The organism is Aromatoleum petrolei, from assembly GCF_017894385.1.
GTDB lineage: Bacteria > Pseudomonadota > Gammaproteobacteria > Burkholderiales > Rhodocyclaceae > Aromatoleum > Aromatoleum petrolei.
This window is the reverse complement of sequence record NZ_CP059560.1, coordinates 4085222-4106764: the sequence shown is the minus strand read 5'-3', so window position 1 is coordinate 4106764 and position 21543 is coordinate 4085222. Positions and strand designations below refer to the sequence as shown.

Below are 21543 nucleotides of genomic sequence, written 5' to 3'. Positions count from 1 at the left end.
TGCCCGGTCCTCAGCGCTTCACGACCCGCATCCAGCCGATCGACTGGTCGGCACCGCCCGGCATCTGGATCTCGCCCTTCTTCTCGAAGCTGTCCGCGTCGTAGATCGCGATCTTGTCGAGGGCGCCGCCGACGTAGACCTCCCTGCCGTCGCCGGATATGTTGATGGCGTAGAAGGTCTGCTCGAGGTCCTTGCGCTTCAGCAGCTTGCCGGAGTCCACATCGATCTTGGTAAGCTGGTTCATCACGAGGAAGGCCTCGTTCCGAGCGACCGGGTTGATCACCGACGAGAACATCGCCGTCGTCGCATTCTCGAACTCCTTCACCTTGAGCGTCTCGGCATCTAGGTCGAACACCGCGATGCCCGCCTTGAAGGCTTCCGGGGAATCGGGCGCCGCGTCGGTCTTGGCGACGAAATACGGCGTCGACAGGGCACGCGCCTGCTCGAAGGTCCCCCACATCGCGAGCACGTCCGGCTCACCGATCCCCGGCCGGTTCCAGTGGCGCACCGGGAAGGTCTGCTCGATCTTGCCGGTCTTCGTGTTGAAGAGGTACATGTCCCAGCCGAGCGCGATGAGGTGGTCCGGCTTGCCGGTGGCGGCCATCACCGTGATGCGGCGCGGTGCGGGGAAGCTGCGGCGCGGCTTGGCGTTCATGCCGTCGGCGGTGTCGAAGACCGCGATGGAGGTATCCTCGACCGTGTACTCCGACCGGCCCAGTTGCACCGGCGCCTGATGGACGTAGAGCTCCTTGCCATCCTCACTCACCGCGAGTGCGAAGAAGGCCTTTACGCGGCGCTGCGGCGTCGAGAAATCGGCACGGAACACCGGCTTGCCGGTGTCGAGATCGACGCCGACGACGCTCTCCATGCGGTTGGTCAGCACATAGGCGATCTTGCCGTCCTTGGGCAAGGCGATGGCGCCGGGAATGCCGTCGCCGGGCAGCTCGATCGTGCGCACGATCGCGCGCTTGGCGGGATCGATGATGTGCAGGTTGTTGGGGCGCGTGACGGTGAGCAGATGCTCGGCCGCGAGCGCGGGGAGCGCGGCCGCGGCGCAGCACAGGGCCACGAAAGCTTTCTTGATGGGCAGCATCCTCATCGCTCAGTCTCCCGGGAACAGGGTCTGCAGTTCGCGCCAGTCGCGCAGCGCCGAGTTCTTGCCGTCGGTCCAGTCGCGCGCGGTGTTCAGGCTGTCGGCAAGCTGCGCCGGCCACCAGCAGGGGTCGGTGCAGCCGTAGAGGTCGGCCTCCATCGGCTGGCACAGGCTCGCCAGCCCGCCGAAGGCATCGACTTCCCAGCCGGGGTCGAAGGTGGTCGTGCAGCCGACGACGCTGCTCATTAGTTGCACCTCCTCGCGGTGGCCATCGCTGGCCGCCTGTTCGATCAGGTGCGCCTTGTGGTTCAGGGCTCGCAGTCGTTTCATTGCAGGGCACTCCTTTGTTCGATGGCGGCGTTGAAGAACGCCGGGTTGGCGAGAGCAATCTCGCCGAAGGCCTCCAGCCCGAAGGCCGTCCATTCGCGGATCTGGTCGCAGTATTCGAAAGTCGGCTGGAAGGGGTCGCCGCTCTGGGAATACGATTCGTGGTAGCAGCCGCCGGCGCACAGGCTGCGCGCCGGGCAGACCTGGCAGGCGCCGTGCGGGGCCTGCGCGCGGGTCATGAAGGCGGACAGCGACTCGCGCGCGATGCCGTTGTCGACATCGCCGAAGGTTTCCAGCTCGGAACCCGTGAAGCGGTGGCACAGCGAGATCTTGCCGCTGGTGCCGACCGCCAGCAGGCCGACGCCGGCGCCACAGGGCAGCACCTTGCGGGTGCCCATCCACAGGTCGGTCATCAGCTGCTGCATGTTGCCGAAGCCGTGGCGCTTGCCGCGCTTGGCCTCGCTGATGTACTCGCGGCCGAGCGCCTTGAAGGCTTCGAAGACGATGTCGAGCTCCTCGCGGCTCAGGCCGACCGGCGAATCCGGACCGGCCGTCGCCGGCGCGAAGCCGACTTCGAAGAAACCCAGTTCGTCATGCAGGTGCTTGTAGATGCCAGCAACGTCGAGGTTGCCGCTGGCCAGCGTCACCCGCGCACCGACCGGCTTGGACTTGTACTTATCCAGCAGCCGCTTCACGCGCATCGCGACCGTCTTGTAAGTACCGCCGCCAGCGATGGTGCGGCGATGGCGGTCGTGCTGCGCCTGGTCGCCATCGATGCTGACCGTGATGCCGAAGCGATGCGCGTCGAGGAAGTTGATGATTTCGTCGGTGAGCAGCGTCGCGTTGGTCGTGAGCGAGAATTCGACTTCCTTGCCGGCCGCCGCGGCCTTCTCCTCGGCATATTCGACGAGGTCGCGGATCACGGCGATGCGCGTGAGCGGTTCGCCGCCGAAGAAGACGATGCCGATGCGCTCGTGCCCGCTCGCCTCTTCCATCAGCAGGTCGATCGAGCGCGCCCCGGTCTGGAAGTCCATCACCGAGGAATTTTTCGGCGAGGTCAGGTCTTCGCGGTAGCAGTAGCTGCAGCCGAGGTTGCATCCCGTCGTCAGCGTCAGCACCAGCGTCTTGAGCGGCGAGCGCTCGACGACGCGCGCCGGGATCTCGTAATGCTTCGGCTGCGGCGCGACGATGCCGAGGTCGATGAAATCGCTCAGGCTGTCGCACAGCTCGGCCGGCGTGTAGCGGCCGTCGAAGCGGCCCTGGATGTCATCCGCGCTGACCGCGGGGCTCGTCTCGAACAGCCCGAGCAGGTCCGACGCGGCCGGATCCAGCTCGAAGATCGAGGTCGTCGGCACGTGCAACAGCACCTGCCGGTCGCCCTTGCGGATCGCGCGGTAGTTGTGGGGTTGGATCTGCAGTGTCGCCATGTCTCTCTCCTGGCGTTAGCGCAGCGGCGGGGTGTTCCAGCGCTGCACGGTCACCATCAACTGGCCTTTCGCATCGAGCGTGCGTTCGCCGTCCTGAACGGTCGCGACGACCGACAGGTTCCCGACGTTGTTGAGGCCGCGGCGGTTGGGGTTGGGGCCGGCGAAGGACGGCAGGAACTGGCCGTGCGGCTCCATGTGGCCGGCGAATTTGAGGTCTTCGTCATGCTTGGCGCGCTCGTCGAAGGGCTCGGTGCTCCACTTCGCCGGCACGCTGCCGAGGCGCACGTCGTCCTCGGTGCCCGGCTTGCCGTCGGCACCGTTGAGGAAGGCAACGGCGTCGAACTGCGCAGTCATCGGCGGATTCGTGCCGCTGCCACCGCCCAAGCGCGCGATACCGAAGGCCGGCTCGACGCGCACAGAGTCGATCTGGCGATACACGGCGACGGTCTTGTCCGACGCGCGCCCGCCCACTGCCAGCTTGCGCACCCCCGGCGCGGCATCCGCCGCGACCTTGACGCGCACCTTCAGCTGCTCCGCGGACTTGCCGAGCCACTCCACCACCTCCACGCCCGCGCCGAGGTCGAGCCTGGCATCGAGGCCCGCTCCTGCCACCGTCACCGTCGCCGTCTCGCCTGCCCGCAGCATGTGCGGCGTGACTGCCGCGACCGCGTTCTTTGCCGCCTTGTCGGCACGCACCGCCTCGAAAGTCGCACCGATCTCGTCGGCCTTGCGCATGAACCAGCGCCCGCTCATCCGGCCGCCATCCTCGCTCAGCGCGAAAATGGACTGCGTGTGCTCATTGCCGAGCTGCGCCGTACCGCGCCATTCGTAGCCCGTATAGACAAGTGACTCGCCCTTGCCGCGCACGGTGTTGCCCGGCCCGAAATGCAGCTCGTAGCCGACCTCGTAGCGGTCCTTGCCCTTCGCGGTCACGGTCATCGTGCCGGTGTAGGCGCCCCAGCCGGGCCGCTCGCCGGCAACGATCCAGCGCCCGTCCGCCGGCCGGTGCTTCGCGCGGCTCCAGTCGCGCCAGGCGTCGGTGTTCTTCGGATACATCGCCGCCAGCCGCCCCGGCATCTTGTCGCGCGCGATCTCCCACCAGTTGCGGTCACGCCCGAGCGCCGAATATTCAGCGCTGGGGAACTGGCCGAGGTGGGTGTGCATCAGCTTGCGCCATTCGCCCTCATCGCGCCGTTGCAGCGCGACCCGGCCGTAGCTGTGGCAGCGGCCGCACATCTGCGCCATCTCGTCGTCGGGCGGCGTGTCCTGCATGTTCGGGCGCCGCTCGGTCAGGAAGCGGAAGGGGGCCGCCTCGGACGGCGCCAGGCCCTGACGATCCGCGAGGTACTTCACGACCGCGCGCCGCTCCTCGGCCGTCAGCTCCACCTTGTGCCAGATGCCCATGCGCACGACGGTCATGTCCCAGCCTTCGGGCGATTTGCGCATCTCCGGGATGCGCGTGAGCTTGCCGTCCTCGAGGTGACAGCTCGCACACTTCTTGTCGATGACGTCGCGGCCGGGATCCTGCGCCGCCGCGGCCGGCAGCGAGCCCGCCATTCCCAGGGCCAGCGCCACGGCGCCGGCAATGCGCAGTCGCCTGCGCGTGTGTTGTGTGGTCTGCGCCTTCACTTCTGTCTCCAGTCTCCGGTGAGGAAAAGCGCCGCCACGGCAAATCCGGGGCGGCGCGCCGCACTCACAAAGCCATGATCACGGACTTCGATTCGGTGTATAGGTCGAGCACCGCGCGCCCCATCTCGCGCCCGATGCCGGACTGCTTGAAGCCGCCGAAGGGCATCGCGTTGTCGAGGATGTTGTGGCAGTTCACCCACACGGTGCCGGCCTGGATCTTGGGGATCAGGCGATGCACGCGCGACAGGTCGTTCGACCAGATGCTCGCGGCGAGCCCGTAGGGCGTGTCGTTCGCGCGACGAGCGACTTCGTCGAGATCCTCGTAGGGCATCGCGACGACGACGGGTCCGAAGATCTCCTCGCGCACGACCTTCATGTCGTCCGTCGTGTCGACCAGCACCGTCGGCTTCACGAAGTAGCCCGCGCCCTCGCCCGCCGCGCCGCCGGTCGCGGCCCGCGCGCCTTCGGCGAAGCCGCTCTCGATGTAGCCCAGCACGCGCTTCTGCTGCGTGGCCGACACCAGCGGGCCGATCTGCGTCGTCGGGTCGATGCCGGCACCGAGCTTCATGCCGGCGGCGATCCCCGACAGCCCCTCGACGACCTCGTCGAAGCGGCTCTTATGCACGAAGAGCCGCGAACCGGCCGTGCACACCTGCCCCTGATTGAAGAAGATCGCCTGCGCCGCCCCTGCTGCTGCCGCACTCACGTCCGCGTCGTCGAGCACGATCACCGGGCTCTTGCCGCCCAGTTCCAGCGACACGCGCGTCATGTTGTCGAGCGCTGCCTTGCCGACCAGCTTGCCGATCTCGGTCGAACCGGTGAAGGCGACCTTCTCGACACCCTTGTGCGACGCCAGCGCCGCGCCCGCGGTGTGTCCGAGGCCGGTGACGACGTTCAGCACGCCCGCCGGATAGCCCGCATCCAGCGCGAGTTCCGCGAAGCGCAGCGCCGACAGCGGCGTCTCCTCGGCGGGCTTCAGCACCATCGTGCAGCCGGTGGCGAGGGCCGGCGCCACCTTCCACGCCGCCATCAGCAGCGGGAAGTTCCACGGGATGATCGCGCCGACCACGCCGACCGGTTCGCGGCGCGTGAAGCCGAAGAACTCGCGATCGCGGATGATGGGCACCGACACGTCCATCGTCGAGCCCTCGATCTTGGTCGCCCAGCCCGCCATGTAGCGTAGGAAATCGACCACCAGTGCGACGTCGACGTGGCGAGCCATCGTCACCGGCTTGCCGTTGTCGAGCGACTCGATCTCCGCAAGCTCCTGCGCATTCGCCTCGACCAGGTCGGCGAATTTCAGCAGCAGCCGCTCGCGATCGACCGGGCGCATCTTCGGCCAGTCACCGCTCTCGAAAGCGCGGCGCGCCGCAGCGACTGCACGGTCGATGTCCGCCGCCCCGCCCGCCGGCACGCTGGCAAATTTCTCGCCATTGGCCGGATCGACCACCGCCAGCGTCTCGCCGCTCGCCGCCTCGACCCACTCGGCGCCGATCAGCATGCGCCGCGGGCGCTCCAGAAAGCGCCGCGTGCCTTCGCTCAGCAGTTGTCCGTGGTAACTCTCCATGTACCTGTCTCCTCTGTCTTATGGGTTGGTTTCTTTATCGACCTGGAATCACGCGTCCGGTCCGCCGTCGATCAGCCCCGCGCGCGCCACCGCCGTCGCGCGTGCTGCATCCGCTCCTTCCGCGTCGATGTCCAGCTGATGCGCGAGGCGCGACACCAGCCGCTCCTCGAGCCGTTCGAGATCACCGTCCGCGTAGGCGACCTCCCACAGCATCGTCAGCACCTCGCGCCGTTCGGCGGCGTTGAAACCGGCGCGCACGGCCTCGGCGAACTCCCAGTCGTCCAGCACCTCCGCAAAGCGCTCGTCGGCCACCTCGACGAGCTTGCGGGCGGCCTCCTCGGGCAGCGCGAAGTGCTCGCACAGCAGGCGCCTGATCGCCCCCTGCTCGCGCTCGCTCGCGCGGTGGTCGATGTACATCGCTTCGAGCAGCAGTGCCGCCACGGCGATGTGCCGGCGCTCGAAGGGGCCCGTTTCGAGCCCTTCGGCATGGAGTTCGCCAGACAGCAGCGCCATCAGTTTGGTGAGCATGCGCGGGTCTCCCTGTCCCTGTTATTTGGTGGGTGCGAGGCGCTCGACACCGAGCTGGCCACCGACGACGACCGCCCCCGTCGGCGCCGCGACGACGGCCGCGAGGTTCTGACGGTCCGGGCGCACCTCCAGCTGGTAGGGCGCCGTCCCGCTGCCGCGCAGCACGACCCCGCCCGCACCGACGACGATCATCCCGCCGTTCGCGAGCGCGATTCCGGAGGTCAGCGACTGCTCGGTCCCCGTCTCGCGTACCTGCCAGGTGGTGCCGCCGTCGCGGCTCGCGAGCACGCGCCCGCTCATGCCCAGCAGCACGACCTCGCCGTCCGCCCGTTCGAGCCCGCTCCACAGCGAGCCCGACACGCCGGTCGCCAGCTTGGTCCAGCTCGTACCGCGATCGGTGGAACGGAACGCGACGCCGGTTTCCGCGGCGATAAAGAGCTTTCCGTCGCGCGTGCCGAAGATGTGGTTGAGGTGAAAATCGCCGTCCCGGCCACTGCCCACAGCCAACGGTTTCCACACGTGACCACCGTCCAGGGTCACGAAGGCTGCGCCATAGGCGCCAACCGCATAGCCGCGTTGCGCATCGGCGAAATACACCGACAGCAGCACCGGCTTTTCGTCCAGCGTCGCCTGCAGCTGCCAGTTCGCACCGCCGTCGGTGGTCGCGAGGATCACGCCACCATGCCCGACCGCCCAACCGCGCATCTCGTCGACGAAATGCACCGCGGTCAGCAGCGTGCTCAGCGGTACCTCGGCCTGCTGCCAGGTCTTGCCCTCGTCGGTCGAGCGCACGATCGTGCCGTAGTCCCCCACCGCGACGAGCGCATTGCCCGCGCGCACCAGCCCGGTCACCGGCACCTTCGCCGCCAGCCGCGCCTTCATCGCCGGCGCCGGCACCTTGGCCGCATCGGCCGGGGCGGCCGCGAACACGGCAGCACTTGCCGCCAGGCACAGGCCGACCAGGGTCCGCCCGATTTGCATCGATGTCATGTCGGGCCTCCTCAGTGCGCCATGAGCGGCGCGCGAACCGGGCTGCGCCTTGGGATCAGAATGTCTATCGTCACGGCCAGTGCCGGCAGCAGCGTGATCGCCATGATCATGTTCATCATGAACATGAAGGTCAGCAGCATCCCCATGTCGGCCTGGAACTTCAGCGCCGAGAAGGACCAGGTCGCCACGCCGATCGACAGCGTCACCGCCGTGAACACGGTCGCCACACCGATCTCGCGCAGGGCCTGCTTGAACGCCGTGACGATGTCCTCGCCGTGCGCCAGATGCATCTGCAGCCGGTTGTAGATGTAGAACGCGTAATCGACGCCGATCCCCACCGCCAGCACCATCACCGGCAGCGTCGCCACCGTCAGGCCGATGTCCAGTTCCTTCATGAACCAGTAGCCGAGGAAAGTCGCCAGCGTCAGCGGCACGCAGCACGCGACCATCGCGCGCCAGTCGCGATACACCGCAAACACCAGCACCAGGATCGTCGCATACACGTAGAGCATCATCGGCAGCTCGGAATGTTCGACGACCTCGTTGGTCGCCGCCTGCACGCCGGCATTGCCGCTGGCGAGCCGCACGGTCACTCCGGGGAAGGGCTGCATCTCGCGGAAGTGCTTCACCGCGGCGACCACCTCCTTGATCGTCGAGGCCTTGTGGTCCGCCAGATACAGGTTCACCGGCAGCAAGGTGCAGTCCGCGTTGAAGAGCCGCATGCCCTCGGGCACCTGGCGCACCGCCTCGCCCAGGGTCAGCTCCTCCTGCGGCAGCGCGGCCCACTTCGGATTACCTTCATTGACACCCGACGCAGCCAGCTTCGTCATCGCCGGCAGCGACTGCGCCGAGAGCACGCCCGGCACGTTCGCGAGGTACCAGGTCAGCCGGTCGACATGGCTCATGACGTCGTGGCGATAGCAGCCGTCGGCCGGCGACTCGACCACCACGGTCAGCAGGTCCAGCCCCAGCGCATAGCGCGCGACCACCGCTTCGACGTCTTGGTTGTAGCGCGAATCGTCATGCAGCTCCGGCGCGCCCGGCAGCACGTGGCCTACGTGCCGCCCTTGGCTCTGCCACACCGCCACCACCAGCAGCGCGAGGCACACCAGCGTGCCGATCGCGGCGTTCCGTGGATTGGCGATATGTACGCCCAGCGACGCCATCATGCGATTGCGCAGGCCCTCCATCTTCGTCGCACGCACGATGAAGCGCTCGTCGAAGCGGAAATAGCTCGCCAGCACCGGCAGCATGATCAGGTTCGTCACGATCTTGTACGCCACACCCACGGACGCGGTGATCGCCAGCTCGCGAATCATCGGAATCGGCACCAGCACCAGCGTCGCGAAGCCGACGAAGGCCGTGATCAGCGCCAGCGTCCCCGGGACCAGCAGCCCGGTGAAGCTGCGGCTCGCCGCCGTGTAGCCGTCCGCGCCGTTGATGACCTCCTTGGCGATGTAATTCACCTGCTGGATGCCGTGCGACACCCCGATCGCGAACACCAGGAAGGGCACCAGGATCGCCAGCGGGTCGAGGCCGAAGCCCAGCAGCGTGATCGTGCCGAACTGCCACACCACCGAAACCAGCGAGCACGACAGCGGCAGGAAGGTCAAGAGCCACGAGCGCGTATACCAATAGACGGCGGCGGCGGTCAGCAGGAAGGCCAGCGCGAAGAACTCGATCACGCTGGTCGCCCCTTCCGAGATGTCGCCCATCTGCTTCGCAAAGCCGATGATGCGGATCTTCACGTCGGCGTCGCTGAAGGTGTCACGCACCTCGGTTTCCAGCCTCTGGCTGAATTCGGCGTAATCGAGGCGCTCACCGGTCTGCGGATCGGGGTCCGCCAGCTCTGCCACCACCATCGCCGACGACGAGTCGTTCGCGACCAGCGAGCCGATGAAGCCGCCGACGATCGTGCGCTCGCGGATCGCGGTGATGTTGTCCGGCGTGAGCGCCTTCACGGTCACGTCGCCGCCGATCACGTCCTCGGCCTTCATGCCCTCCTCGGTGATCTGGACCGCGCGGGTGTTCGGTGTCCACAAGGACGTGACCGTGCGCCGGTCCACGCCCTTCATGAAGAAGAGCGCCTGCGTCACGTCATAAAGCTTGGTCAGCGCCTTCTCGTTCCAGATATCGCCCTTGGTCGCCTCGACGGTCACGATGATGCGGTTCGCGCCGAACAGCACCTCGCGATACTGGTTGAAGGTCTGGATGTATTCGTGGTCTTGCGGCAACTGCTTGTCGAAGCCGGCACTCATGTGCAGTCGCGACGCGAACAGCGCCATGACCACCGTGAAGCCGAGCAGCGCCAGCAGGATCAGCAGGCGGTGCCTGAAGCACACGCGCTGCATCGCCAGCACGAGTTTCTCGATCATGTCGGGATATCCATTGGGCCGGCGCAGGGGAGACTGCCTCCCCCGGCGCCGGCAAGTGCATCAGAACGAGTACGAAACGCTCGCCGACAGGAAGTCGCGGTCGCGCATCAGGTTGTTGGCGCCGCCGCCATAGAAGGTCACCCACTGGATCCCGCCCTTCCACGCGTCGCGATAGTTTGCGAACAGCGACAGCGTCAGCGCCTTGCGCCCCTCAACGAAGGGCAGCCCGTTCGGCGTCGTGCCATGGACGTCGTGATACCAGTCGATCTGCGGCGTCAGCGTCACGCCCGTGCCCCACACGTTCGGGTAGTTCAGCGCCCCTTCCACCACGTAACCCCACGAGGTCTTGTCCGGCAGTTCATAGTTCGGCAGGAAGTACGGCGTCACCCCGCTGTTATCCAGCCCCGGGTAATGCGCCACCGCAGCTTCCGCGAGGATGAAACCGTCCGTTGCCCCCAGCGCCTTGGCGAACCCGCCCAGCGGGTCGTTGTGCGAGAAGGTGTAGAAGCCCGTCAGGTGGAATTGGTACTTCTCCTCCTCGACGAAGCCCGGATTGCTGCCGCCATCGCGGTAGATGCTGTACTTCCCGGCAAAGGGCACCGTCGGGTCGATACCGACGCTGTCGTTGGGCCGGTACGACAGCTCCGCGCCGACCGCCACGTTCGCGATCTTCGTGTTCGCGGAGATCGCGTACAGGTCTTTGTCCTCCCCGTAGGCGATGAAGTAGCCGGTCACCGCGCCTGCGGCGTTGCCGGTGAAGCCGAGGAAAGGCAGCTTGTCGTGGTAGCGCTGGTACGTGAAGGCGAACTCGGTGTCGATCTCCTCCGCGTTGTAGCGGAAGTTCACGCCGTACTGGCCGGTGTTCTTGGGCGCATCCGTCCGCAGGTAAGGCACCGCGATGCCGGCCGCGATCGCGTCCGCATCGGAGATGCCCGGATTGTCGCCGCAATGCCCGCTCGGCAGCCCCGCGCAGGCGCCGGGGCCGGCGAAGTCCTCGATGATGCTGGTCGGCACATAGGCCACCCGCCGCCCCTTGCCCAGCACGTCGGCCGCAGAGAAGAAGGTGCCCACGGGGTCGAACTTGAAGCCGTTCCACCCGAACTGGTAGTAGGCCTCCGCGCCGAGGTTCTCCGTCAGGCCCAGCGACGCCGACAGCATCGGCGCCGGGATGAAGATCTCCTTCAGCTGCGTGCCCGGCACATGGAACTTCTGCAGGTCGATTGCGTTGATCTGGTTCACGCCGCCGATGATGAAGATGTCCTCGCCCCAGGAGATCACCTGGTTGCCGAGTTTCACCTTGCCGCGACGATCGCCCAGCGTGAATTCCTTCGCCACCCACGCATCGAGCAGCGTCGTCTCGCCCGAGGCCTCGCTCGCGACGTCGGTGCGCCGCGTGTCGTCCGACTTCGTATCCACGAACCAGTTGAAGCGCGCCAGCGCGCTCCACCCGCCCGGATACTTCAGCGACAGGTCGTGCGTGCCCTTCAGCACTGCCGACACGATGTCGCCCTTCTTGTAGTTCAGATTGCCGTCATCGAAGTTCGTGAAGTTGAAATCGGCATTGGCGTAACCGTTCCCCGCCTGCTTGGTCATCAACTCGTTGTTTGTCGTGTTGTTGCAGCCGCCGCTGTCATTGCCGATGGTCTTGCAGCCCGCCGACTGCAGGCGGCTGATCACGCCATACGACACCGTGCTGTCGAAGCTGCCCGACAATCCCTCTTCCGAACCGAAGCGAAACGCATAACTGGCGGGCGACCAGCATGCCGCCGCAACCGCCACAGCCAGGATCGAAGGCGCGAGCGTGCCCCGACGATCCGAAATCGTCCTTTTCTTCATGGAGATTCTCCCTTGGTGGTGTGCGGATCAGCGCTCGCCGCGGCGGCGCATCTCGTCCTGCGTGAAGTTGGCTGCGGTGATCCGGCCGTCCTTGGCGGCGGTCAGGTCCAGCACCTCGCCTTCGGCCGTCCAGTTGTCGACCACGTAACGGCGCGCGACCAGGTCGTACATCTGCGTCTCGTACGCGATGCACGCCCCGACGTCCGGCGCCGCCCACAGGCTGCCTTCCTGCACGCGCCACAGGTTGCCCTTGGCGTCGTACATATCCACCTGCAGCAGCGCCCACGAGTCCTCGTCGAAGTGGAACACCCGCTTCGCGAAGGAATGGCGCTTGTCCGCCTTCACCGTCGCCTCGACGACCCACACGCGGTGCGGCTCGTAGCGCATCAGATCGCGATTGACATACTCGGGCCCGAGCATGTCCTTGAACTTCTGTTTCTTGTTGATCAGCTTGTAGGAGTTGTACGACACGTACATCTCCTTCTTGCCCACCAGCTTGTAGTCGTAGCGGTCGAGCGCGCCGGTGAACATGTTGATCTGATCGACGAAATACAGGTTGTCGAAACCCGCGATCGGATTGTCATAGGCGAAGGTCGGCGAGCGGCGCACGCGGCGCTGGCCCGGGAAATAGATCCAGGCATCCTGCGGCTTGTCGATGTAGGCGTGGATCAGGTAGCCCTCGCCCGCGCGCGACGGCGGCGTCAGCACGTCGTACAGCAGCTTCGACTCCACCCCGCCCACATCCGCCGGCCCGTTCACCTTGGGATCGTTGAACGGATACATCTCGTACGCCCACTGCTTGTTCTCGACGTAGCTGCCGTCCTTCTCGGGCATCAGCGCCGAGATCTGCGCGCGGCGCCCCAGGCCCGTATAGCGCAGCTTGTAGTTCCACATCGCCTCCGCGCCCGTCTTCGGGATCGGGAAAGGCACGCCCGCGCCGAACACCTGCTCGAGCTGCCAGCCGTCCGCCCCCAGCTTCGCCGCGGTCGCGTTCTTCTTCGTCTGTGCAGCCACGAAATCCGGCACCGGACAGCTGCGCCGGCTCGGATAGACGTCCATACGGTAACCCTTGTACGTCTTGATCAGCGCGAGCTGGCCAGCCGAGAGCTTGTCCGCGTACTTGTCGACGTTGGCCGCATCGATCGAAAACAGCGGCTTGTCGTCCTTGAAGGGATCCAGGTACCCCGGCTTCCAGCCGGCGGGCACCTGCGTCATTCCGCCCGCCCATGCCGGAATGGCGCCATCCTTGCTCGCAGCAGCCTCGGCTCCCACTGGCGTCAGGTTCTTGCCCAGCGCAGCCGCTTCTGCCTCGGTCGCTGCCGCACGCGCCCCCCCGCTGCCCAGCACCGCGGCGAGCGTGATACAGATAAGCGCGCGGCGAGGCGAGCTCGTCGTCTTGGTCATGTTGTCGTCTCCTCACTTGAAGTGATGTGCCGTTCGGTTCGGCTTTTTTTTCCGGATGTTCCCGACCGCGTCCTCACGCGGCGGCACAACCGATGGAGGCGATTGTAGGAAGCGGGCTCCAGGGGCGTTATCCGAAATCGGCAATCCGCAGCGAGGCATCCGGGCGAGCTTCGGATGGGGCACACGACACAGTTCATTAGAAAGATTTCACTGTTCGGCGTGCGACTTTTGTATTAGTTTTGAAAAACAATCAAAGCGATAACTACAAACGGCCCTTTCCGGTCAGGAGATAATCGGAAAATGGATGCTCACCCCCTCGTCGGGTGCGACAACATTGCGCGCACAACCGGCGATGACGCGTATTCCGTCGTGCATCTCGACACGCGCGACGCAGACGACCACGCAGCCTGCCTGCAACACTGGAGACAGCGCTACGACCAGCTTTCCGCCGGCTCCTTCGCCGGGCGCTTCGACGAATTCTGGTTCGACAACGTGCAGGTATTCCGCGAACGGACCAACCAGGTCGTTCATGAAATTGGCATGTCGTGGGAGGGCTCTCGCACGATCGGCGTACCTGTGGAGATCGACGGTACCGGCTGGTACTGCGGCGAGACGTGCGAGCTCGATTCGATCATCACCCTCAAGGGCGGAGAAGATCTCGACTACCGCACCCCGCGCCTGCACGACATCGTCGCCGTAACGACCGACATCGAAACCTTCACCGATTACGCCTTCCGCGTCGAACACCGGGACGTTGAAGCCGAAATCGGCAAGCGGCGCGTCATCGCCGCGACCGCGGACCAGGCCGCCACCTTGCGCGGCTTCCTGCTCACCGTGCTTGCCAGCCTCGAGGCCACCCCCGATCTGCTGCGCCACCCGCAGATGCGCAAGGGGCTTGAGCAGGCAATCTACGCCAGCATCGTCGCCGCCATCACGCCACGCGACGACACCCCCCGCCCGGCCACGCCCTGCCGCACGCGCCAGCTCATCGTCGACCGCGCACGCGAGTACATGCGTGCACACATCGACGAACCAATCACCGTCGCCGACCTGTGCACCGAGCTGCGCGTGTCCCGGCGCACGCTGCAGTACAGCTTCCAGGACATCCTGAACCTCAACCCCGTCAGCTTCCTGCGGGCCTTGCGCCTCAACGGCGTGCGTCGTGAACTGAAGTCCGCCGATCCCGCCAGCCACCAGATCGCCGACATCGCCGCGCGCTGGGGCTTCTGGCACCTGTCGCACTTCGCGTCGGACTACCGTGCCATGTTCGGCGAGCTACCCTCCGAGACGCTGCGTCAGTCGCCCCCCATCACCCACGCATAGGCGCTGCCGACGCGCTCACGCCACCTTGAAGCGGCTCACATCCGCGAGCAGACGCTCAGCGAGGCTCTCCAGCCGGTCCGCCGTCTGGTGGCTCTGCACCGCAACCGCGCTGTTCTCCTCGGCCATGCGCGCAATCGTCTCGACGTTGCGCGCAATCTCCGTCGACGCCACGCTCTGCTCGCGCAAGGCATCGGAGATCTCAGCCACAGTCTCCACGACCCGGCCCGCTTCGTCGCGGATGCTCGCCATCGCGGCACCCGCCTCCTGGGCACGTACAACGCCCGTATTCACCCGCGCGACCCCACCCTGCATGCTATTCACGGCATCCCGCGCATCGCGCTGAATCGCCCCGACCATCTGTGCGATCTCCTGCGTCGAGTGCGTCGTGCGCTCGGCCAACTTCCGCACCTCGTCCGCCACCACCGCGAAGCCACGCCCCAGTTCGCCCGCGCGCGCGGCCTCGATCGCCGCGTTCAGCGCCAGCAGGTTGGTCTGGTCGGCGATCTCCTTGATCACGTTCACGATCGCCGAAATCCGCTCCGAGCTGCGGTCCAGTTCGGCGATGGTATCGGCCGACCCGGACACTGCGCGGGCGATCTCCCCGATGTCGGCAACCACCGACTCGACGACCTCGCCCCCCTCGCCCGACAACTTGCCCGAGCGCCGCGCGATCTCGTTCGCGTTGGTCGCATTGCCGGCGATATGGTCGATACCCACCGTCATCTCCTCCACCGCCGCCGCCATGCTCGAAGCCGCCTCGCTCTGGCGCTGCGAGGCCGTATCGATCTGGCGTGCCGACTCCACCATGCCGCGGGCCGTCTCCGCCACCTGACCCGAGTTGCCCTGGATGCTCGTGATCAGGCGGCACATCGTCGTCGCCATTTCATTGAAGCTGTCCGCGATCACGTGCAGTTCGTCGCGTGCCTGCAGTCGGATCGCCGTCGTCAGGTCGCCGGCCGCCAGCCGGTGGCTCCCTTCCGCCAGCCGCTTCACGCTGCCCATGATGGACAGATACACCCCGATCGAAAGGTAGGCGATTGCGATCGCAACCACCACCAGCACCGCGATGTTGAAATTCAGCACGCGCTGCGCCTCGGCAATGCGCTGGCGCAGCAGGTCATCCAGGGTCGGCAGCAGGAGCTCGTTCATCTGCCGGTAGCCCACGCCGATAGCCTCGGTCGCCATCCCGAAATACGCAGAGGAAAGGGTACTCTGAAGATTTCCGCTGACGATCTCGCTGACGACGCCATTCACCGTGGCGAGCTTCTGCTTCAGTTCGGCGACCGATGATTCCAGCCGCTGCGCGAGATCCGGCCGTTGCGCGACGATCTTGCGAATATTGGTGTCCAGGTCGCCGAGCGCCTCGTTCACATCACCCGCAAGCACACTCACTTTCAACTTGCCCGCGTCATCTATCGTGCCGCGTGCGAGGACGGCCGCCCCCCGCGCACGAAGCTGGCCCATGCGCTCCAGCAGGTAGGGCATGCGGATCACAGCCGTCGACATGAGGTAGTAGCTGTCCTGCTGCGGATCAAAGGTCAATCCGAACTCGTCCGCCACCGCGATCTGGAAATCCAGTAGGTCGTGGATCAAGTCGGTATGCGTCTGAAAATTCTCCGGCTGGCTCAGCTTCAACCCGTCCTGCTTCAACACATTCCAGCGCGAACGGATGTCGCCCCACTCCCGGTCGCGCGCGGACTGCGGAAGCGCAGCATCCAGTTTTTCGAACGCACCGTCGACCTCGCCCGCCTTGTCGGCGCGCGTTGCCTTGGCGCTCTCCAGGCCCCCGAGCATCGCCGACGACAAGCCACGATGTTGCTGCATCAGCTCCACCACCCTGGAGATCGGCCGCGACAACTCGGAAGCGACGAGTTCGCGCTCCGTCCGCTCTATCGTTGCATTTAGCTGGCGTGCCAGCGTCAGCATCAGGCTCGCAAAGGCCACCAGCATGATGAGCCCAAGCAGACCAAACTTCACCGGGTAGCTGCAGCGATTCATCAGCCCCACGGCGGGTGCAAAGATCAGTTTCAAGTTTCTCTCCACGAACAGCTCCGCACACATTCAGGCGGTAACTGGATCTCCCTTGCGTATTCTTTCGGAATCGGCGCACGGGATGCATTGACAGCGTATTTCGGTTTTCTACAGATGTACGTGATCCGCATCAAGAATGTGCATGCACCCCATGCATTCGTCACACCCCCCGACATCCCGGGCCCCCTCGCCCGGCTCGGTCACCTATGCACGCTTCTCCAAAGCGGCCACACGCTGCACAATTGCGCCCTTTTTGCCCTTTGGAGAGCCCCAAGATGAAGACCCGCCAGGTCCTGACCCTCGACGATGCACGCAAGATCGCCAACGCGGCGGAAACCGAAGCCCTGCGCAACGGCTGGGCCGTCACGATCGCGATCTGCGATGAAGGGGGCCACCTGCTGTGGCTTCAGCGCCTGGACAACGCGCCCCCGTCGAGCGCCTGCGTCGCGCCCGAGAAGGCCCGCACCTGCGTGATGATGCGCAAACCCAGCAAGGCCATCGAAGACATGGTGAACAACGGGCGCTTCGCCGGCCTCGGCCTGCCCGTCACCCCGCTCGAAGGCGGCGAGATGATCGTCGTCGGCGGCGAAGTGATCGGCGCAGTGGGTGTCTCCGGTGTCAAATCCTCCGACGACGCCCTGATCGCGCGCGCAGGCATCGCCGCAATCGGAGCCTCGATCAGCCTCTGATCGCCTGATCGGGCGGCACGCCGCGCGGGGGGCGAAATTACCTATTGATCCCCCCGCAGCAAGCGCCCAAAATCCCGTTGGTATCGTGCCGGTCGCATCCCAGCTGCCGGCACCTCCGCCAGGACGAGCACATCATGCTATTCAATTCGGTCAACCAGCACTGCCTTGGACGCATCGTAGAACTCGCCGAAACGCGAACGGTGGAGGCTGCCGAAGACATCTACGATGAGCGCGGGATGAAACTCTGGGCGAAGGGCAAGCCCGTGTCCGCCGATCTGCAGGAGAAGCTCCTCCGCCGAAAGCTGGCGAAACCGCTCGAGGCCACGCTTACCGTCGATGGCGCCATCGCATTCGGTGACGTCGCCAGCGCCTGCAGCGCGCACATCGAACAGAATCCGCTGCTTGGCCGCATCGTCAACCGCGACGCGATGGGGCTCATCAACAATATGCGCAACGTGCCGCTCCCGCCGCCGTTGCGCCTGCTGCTTACCGCCGCGCATGCCAAGGGCAGCGGCAGCTTCAAGCATGCCCTGAGCGCGGTCGTCATCTGCGCCGGAATTGCCGCACGCCTGAACGCGAGTGATCACGACGCACAACTCCTGCTGGTCGCGGCCTTGGTGCACGACCTCGGCGAGATGTACATCAACCCGGACTTCCTGCGCGACAGTTACCGCCTCCAGCCGGGGGAATGGAAGCACGTGGCCAGCCATCCCCGCGTCGGCCAGCTCCTCATTGCCGAACTCACCACGCTGCCGGCCGCCATCGGTCAATGCGTCGCCCACCACCACGAACGCCTCGACGGCAGCGGCTACCCGAATCAGGTGGGGCGCAGCAGCCACAGCCGCCTCGGTTCGTGGCTCGCGGTCGCCGATTCCGTGGGCGCCATCCTTGCGCGCGGCGACGATGGCGCTGCACTGCGCGCATCGCTCGCGCTGCGCATCGTTCCCGAAGAATTCGACCACGACGCGGTTGCAGTCGTGACCCAGGCCCTGCGCAATGGCGAAGACGTGTTCGGAACCACGCCCGAGGGCGACTTCGCCACGCGCATCCAGGAAAGCTGCCGGCGCATGAACGCCGCGATAACCGAGGCCGAACTGCTGATTGCCAAAGGGCAGACACCCTTCTTGCGGCAAACGGCCACCAACGCCCTCGCACTGCTCCACAACCTGCTCAAGTCGCTGCGCTCCACCGGCGTCATCGAGGCCAATTCCCTCGGAGCCGGCAACCTCGACGGCGAACTCATCGCGGAGATCAATCTCGTGATCCGCGAAATCGAGTGGCGCATGCGCAACCTTGCGCGCAATCTGCACCTTCGCGCCGAAGCCCAAGCCGAAGGGACGCCGCTCGAATGGCTCGCTCCGCTGATTCACGAACTCGACGGAAGCAACACGGCCGCGACGATCAGCCCGCAGACCGCTTCCGCGCACAACGAAGTCCCGGCGGCAGCCGTGCAAGCGGGGTAGACTGTCAAGAACAACTTCCATCCGGGGGCGTGATGCAGGATTTCGAATCTCAGGCACGAGCATTCGGCGAGCAGATCGAAGCCGAGATTGCCGAAGGGCATCTCAGCTTCCCCACGTCCCTCGATGTCTCCTTGCGCATCAAGCGGCTCGCCGACAGCCCCGCATCCTCGCTGGAAGAGATCGCCGCGGCGGTCAAGACCGAGCCCGTCCTCAGTGCCAAGACCGTGCGCATGGCCAATGCCGTCGCGCTCAATCCGCATGCGACCCCCATCACCAATGTCGCCGATGCCGTGCGTCGCATAGGCCTTTCGTCGCTGCGTTGCCTGGCCTTCGCGGTAGCGGCGGAACAGCTCGCTCAGGATCACCGCTCGCCCAAGATGCGCGCCATCGCCTCAGGATTGTGGATGCACTCGGTCGACGTCGCCGCGTGGTCCTCCGCCCTCGCCCGTGAACTGCGCGTCGCCAATCCCGACACCGCGATGTTCGCAGGCATGCTGGCCGATATCGGGCAGTTCCTGCTGCTCGCCCGCGCGGCGGAATACCCCGCCCTCGAAGACGACCTGCCGCGTTTTGCCGAGTTCGTGACCACCTGGAGCGAACCCGTCAGCGAGGCCGTCCTGGACGTATTCGAACTGCCCGAATCGATCCTGGACGCGTTCGAGTGCAGCAACCCCTACGGCGGTTCCTGGCCCCCCGCCAACCTCGCCGACATCCTTTTCGTTGCGGAACTCGCCGCCGAAACGCCCAACCCCTTCGACAAACTTCTCGGGCTGGACCACCGTACCAACCTGCTCGACGCGGCCACGCACGGGATCAACCAGCAGGACCTGAACCACCTGCTCGAATCGACCCGCGAAAACCGCCAGCTGATCCTCGCTGCGCTCTGCGGCTGACGCCCCCGTGCGCGTCACCCTCGTCCATCCGGCCGGCTTCAACTTCGTCCCCGGACAACCCGACTTCTCGGTGCTGGCCAACCGCATGGCGCCGATCGGCATCCTGTCGCTCGCCGCCTGGCTGGACAAGCACGGTCACGAAACAGCCGTCCACGACTGCCTAGGACCGTTCGCGCCGTCCGGCATCGAAGCCAACGTCGACGCCATCCTCGCCACCGACCCCGAACTCGTCGGCTTCTCCGCGACGACCTCGGCGTTCATGGACGCCGTCGACATGGCAACGAGCATCCGAGGCCGGCGCCCGGACATCCGCATCGTGCTCGGCAACGTCCATGCCTCCTCCATCGGCGCGGCGCTGCTCGAGCACTTCCCCGAGATCGACTACCTGAGCATCGGCGAAGGCGAAGGCCCCCTGCTCGACCTCGCCGACGGCAAGCCCCTCGCCGCGATCGACAACCTGGTGTGGCGCAACGGCTCGCGCATCGTCTCCAACCCGCGGCGGCCGCGCATCCTCGACCTCGACGAACTGCCCTTCCCCGCCTACGAGAAGCTCGCCGGCTTCCCCGCCGGCTACCACCTCCCGCTCTTCTCCTACGCCAAACGCCACGGCGCCACGATGATCACCTCGCGCGGCTGCCCCTACACCTGCTCGTTCTGCGACCGCACCGTGTTCGAGCGCCTCTACAAGGTGAATTCCGCCGCCTACATCTACGCGCACATGAAGCACCTGCGCGACAAGTTCGGCGTTCACCACATCAACTTCTACGACGACCTGTTCACCGCCAGCCGCAAGCGCGTCGACGAACTGTGCTGCCTGCTCATCGAAAAGCCCCTGGGCATGCAGTTCAACTGCGCGATCCGCACCGGCCACACCTCGCAGGAGATGCTGCACCAGCTGAAGCGCGCCGGCGCGCTGATGGTTTCGCTCGGCATCGAGTCCGCCGATCCTGCAATGATGGAACGCCACAAGGCCGGCGTCACTCTCGACGCCGTGCGCGACACCGTCCGCAAGATCCACGCCGCGGGGCTGCGCGCCAAGGGCCTCTTCATCTTCGGTCTGCCCGGCGAGACGCCGCAGACGCTGCGCGCGACCAGCGACTTCATCCTCTCGCTGGACCTCGACGAGATGAACATGACCAAGTTCAGCCCCATGTACGGCGCGCCGATCTGGGACGAATGCGTCGACGGCAGCAGCGGCGACTTCTGCGAGGACTGGCGCCTGATGAACTGCCTCAACTTCGTATACCGTCCTGCAGGCTTCGCCTCGCGCGAGGAGATGGACGCCCTCTACAACTGGCACGTCCGCCGCTTCTACGACAGCGAGGGCTACCGCCGTCGCTTCGCCCGCCGCTTGTGGGAACACCGCTGGAGCCTTTGGCACCTGATCCGCAACCTCCCGCGTGCGGTCAAGGCCGCGCGCTACTTCAGCGCGAACCGCGCGCAGCTCGAAGCCGCGCGCCGCGACTTCCCCCCCCACCCGCGCCAGCCGGCGGAACTGAAGGCGCATCTCGGCGCGGAACTGCTGGCCGACAAGGCACGTTCGGCCACGCCGGTCTCCATCACCCGCAAAGACGCATCCGGGGTGGTTCGCGACACCGTCTGACGGAACGCAGCGCCGCGCGGCGCAACGAGTTGTCATCGCCCCGCGCGGCGCATAAGATTACCGGTCTGACTGTCCCTCCAACGGCGTACATACGCCCACCCCGAGCAGGTACCCGATGACAGAGGAAGCCTTCGACCACGTCACCAGCCTGCAGATCCGGCTCACGGAGCTCCGCAACGAGCACCGCGACCTTGATGACGCCATCACGCGTCTGCAGGGCTCCCCGCAGGAAGACGAACTGCTGCTGCGCCGTCTGAAGAAGCGCAAGCTCGCCCTCAAGGACCGCATCTCCGTCATCCAGCGCATGCTCGACCCCGACGAACTGGCGTGAGCCCCGCTCGCGCCGAGGACAATCCGCAGCCCCG

Annotated in this window: 17 protein-coding genes; 6 read left to right on the top strand and 11 right to left on the bottom strand. The window is 66.0% G+C overall.

Going from position 1 to position 21543, the window contains the following annotated elements; translation table 11 throughout:
- Nucleotides 1-10: 10 nt before the first annotated feature.
- From peaD to ToN1_RS18690, 10 genes are all read right to left on the bottom strand, one after another.
- A complete protein-coding gene (peaD, locus tag ToN1_RS18735; RefSeq protein ID WP_169207701.1) occupies nucleotides 11-1099 on the bottom strand; it encodes a quinohemoprotein amine dehydrogenase subunit beta in 1089 nt (362 codons plus the stop codon).
- Between the two features lie 3 nt (nucleotides 1100-1102).
- A complete protein-coding gene (qhpC, locus tag ToN1_RS18730) occupies nucleotides 1103-1423 on the bottom strand; it encodes a quinohemoprotein amine dehydrogenase subunit gamma (protein ID WP_050416581.1) in 321 nt (106 codons plus the stop codon).
- Nucleotides 1420-2847 carry a quinohemoprotein amine dehydrogenase maturation protein gene (peaB, locus tag ToN1_RS18725; RefSeq protein ID WP_169207702.1) on the bottom strand — a complete coding sequence of 476 codons (1428 nt, stop codon included), beginning with the start codon at nucleotides 2845-2847 and terminating at the stop codon, nucleotides 1420-1422. The genes qhpC and peaB overlap by 4 nt, the downstream gene beginning before the upstream one ends.
- Before the next feature lie 15 nt (nucleotides 2848-2862).
- Nucleotides 2863-4476: a quinohemoprotein amine dehydrogenase subunit alpha gene (gene peaA, locus ToN1_RS18720; protein WP_169207703.1), complete on the bottom strand. Its 1614-nt coding sequence runs from the start codon at nucleotides 4474-4476 to the stop codon at nucleotides 2863-2865.
- A gap of 64 nt (nucleotides 4477-4540) precedes the next feature.
- Complete coding sequence (locus tag ToN1_RS18715) at nucleotides 4541-6043, bottom strand: aldehyde dehydrogenase family protein (protein WP_169207704.1); 1503 nt, start codon at nucleotides 6041-6043, stop codon at nucleotides 4541-4543.
- Nucleotides 6044-6091: 48 nt separating this feature from the next.
- A complete protein-coding gene (locus tag ToN1_RS18710) occupies nucleotides 6092-6571 on the bottom strand; it encodes a tellurite resistance TerB family protein (protein ID WP_169207705.1) in 480 nt (159 codons plus the stop codon).
- A 21-nt stretch (nucleotides 6572-6592) separates the two neighbouring features.
- Nucleotides 6593-7561: a WD40/YVTN/BNR-like repeat-containing protein gene (locus tag ToN1_RS18705; RefSeq protein WP_244860826.1), complete on the bottom strand. Its 969-nt coding sequence runs from the start codon at nucleotides 7559-7561 to the stop codon at nucleotides 6593-6595.
- 11 nt (nucleotides 7562-7572) lie between these two features.
- Nucleotides 7573-9936 (bottom strand): efflux RND transporter permease subunit, encoded by a 2364-nt coding sequence (locus ToN1_RS18700; protein ID WP_169207706.1) that lies wholly within the window; start codon nucleotides 9934-9936, stop codon nucleotides 7573-7575.
- 60 nt (nucleotides 9937-9996) lie between these two features.
- On the bottom strand, nucleotides 9997-11772 hold the full coding sequence (locus ToN1_RS18695) for a DUF1302 domain-containing protein (RefSeq protein WP_169207707.1): 1776 nt from the start codon (nucleotides 11770-11772) through the stop codon (nucleotides 9997-9999).
- A 27-nt stretch (nucleotides 11773-11799) separates the two neighbouring features.
- A complete protein-coding gene (locus ToN1_RS18690; RefSeq protein WP_169207708.1) occupies nucleotides 11800-13176 on the bottom strand; it encodes a DUF1329 domain-containing protein in 1377 nt (458 codons plus the stop codon).
- Between the two features lie 300 nt (nucleotides 13177-13476).
- Between ToN1_RS18690 and ToN1_RS18685 the strand changes: the two genes are divergently transcribed.
- Complete coding sequence (locus tag ToN1_RS18685; protein WP_210147862.1) at nucleotides 13477-14499, top strand: helix-turn-helix domain-containing protein; 1023 nt, start codon at nucleotides 13477-13479, stop codon at nucleotides 14497-14499.
- Between the two features lie 15 nt (nucleotides 14500-14514).
- Here ToN1_RS18685 and ToN1_RS18680 read toward each other — a convergent pair whose 3' ends face one another.
- The gene (locus ToN1_RS18680) at nucleotides 14515-16530 is read right to left on the bottom strand and encodes a methyl-accepting chemotaxis protein (protein WP_169207709.1); all 2016 of its coding nucleotides are present in this window, start codon (nucleotides 16528-16530) and stop codon (nucleotides 14515-14517) included.
- Between the two features lie 275 nt (nucleotides 16531-16805).
- Here ToN1_RS18680 and ToN1_RS18675 point away from each other — a divergent pair, with 275 nt between their 5' ends.
- The 5 genes from ToN1_RS18675 to ToN1_RS18655 all read left to right on the top strand — a co-directional run bounded on the left by ToN1_RS18675 (nucleotide 16806) and on the right by ToN1_RS18655 (nucleotide 21509).
- Nucleotides 16806-17219, top strand: a complete 414-nt coding sequence (locus ToN1_RS18675; protein ID WP_169207710.1) for a GlcG/HbpS family heme-binding protein — start codon at nucleotides 16806-16808, stop codon at nucleotides 17217-17219.
- 134 nt (nucleotides 17220-17353) lie between these two features.
- The gene (locus ToN1_RS18670) at nucleotides 17354-18682 is read left to right on the top strand and encodes an HD-GYP domain-containing protein (RefSeq protein ID WP_169207711.1); all 1329 of its coding nucleotides are present in this window, start codon (nucleotides 17354-17356) and stop codon (nucleotides 18680-18682) included.
- 32 nt (nucleotides 18683-18714) lie between these two features.
- Nucleotides 18715-19575 carry an HDOD domain-containing protein gene (locus ToN1_RS18665; protein WP_169207712.1) on the top strand — a complete coding sequence of 287 codons (861 nt, stop codon included), beginning with the start codon at nucleotides 18715-18717 and terminating at the stop codon, nucleotides 19573-19575.
- 7 nt (nucleotides 19576-19582) lie between these two features.
- Nucleotides 19583-21178: a B12-binding domain-containing radical SAM protein gene (locus tag ToN1_RS18660; RefSeq protein ID WP_169207713.1), complete on the top strand. Its 1596-nt coding sequence runs from the start codon at nucleotides 19583-19585 to the stop codon at nucleotides 21176-21178.
- 115 nt (nucleotides 21179-21293) lie between these two features.
- On the top strand, nucleotides 21294-21509 hold the full coding sequence (locus ToN1_RS18655) for a DUF465 domain-containing protein (protein WP_018992242.1): 216 nt from the start codon (nucleotides 21294-21296) through the stop codon (nucleotides 21507-21509).
- Nucleotides 21510-21543: the final 34 nt, after the last annotated feature.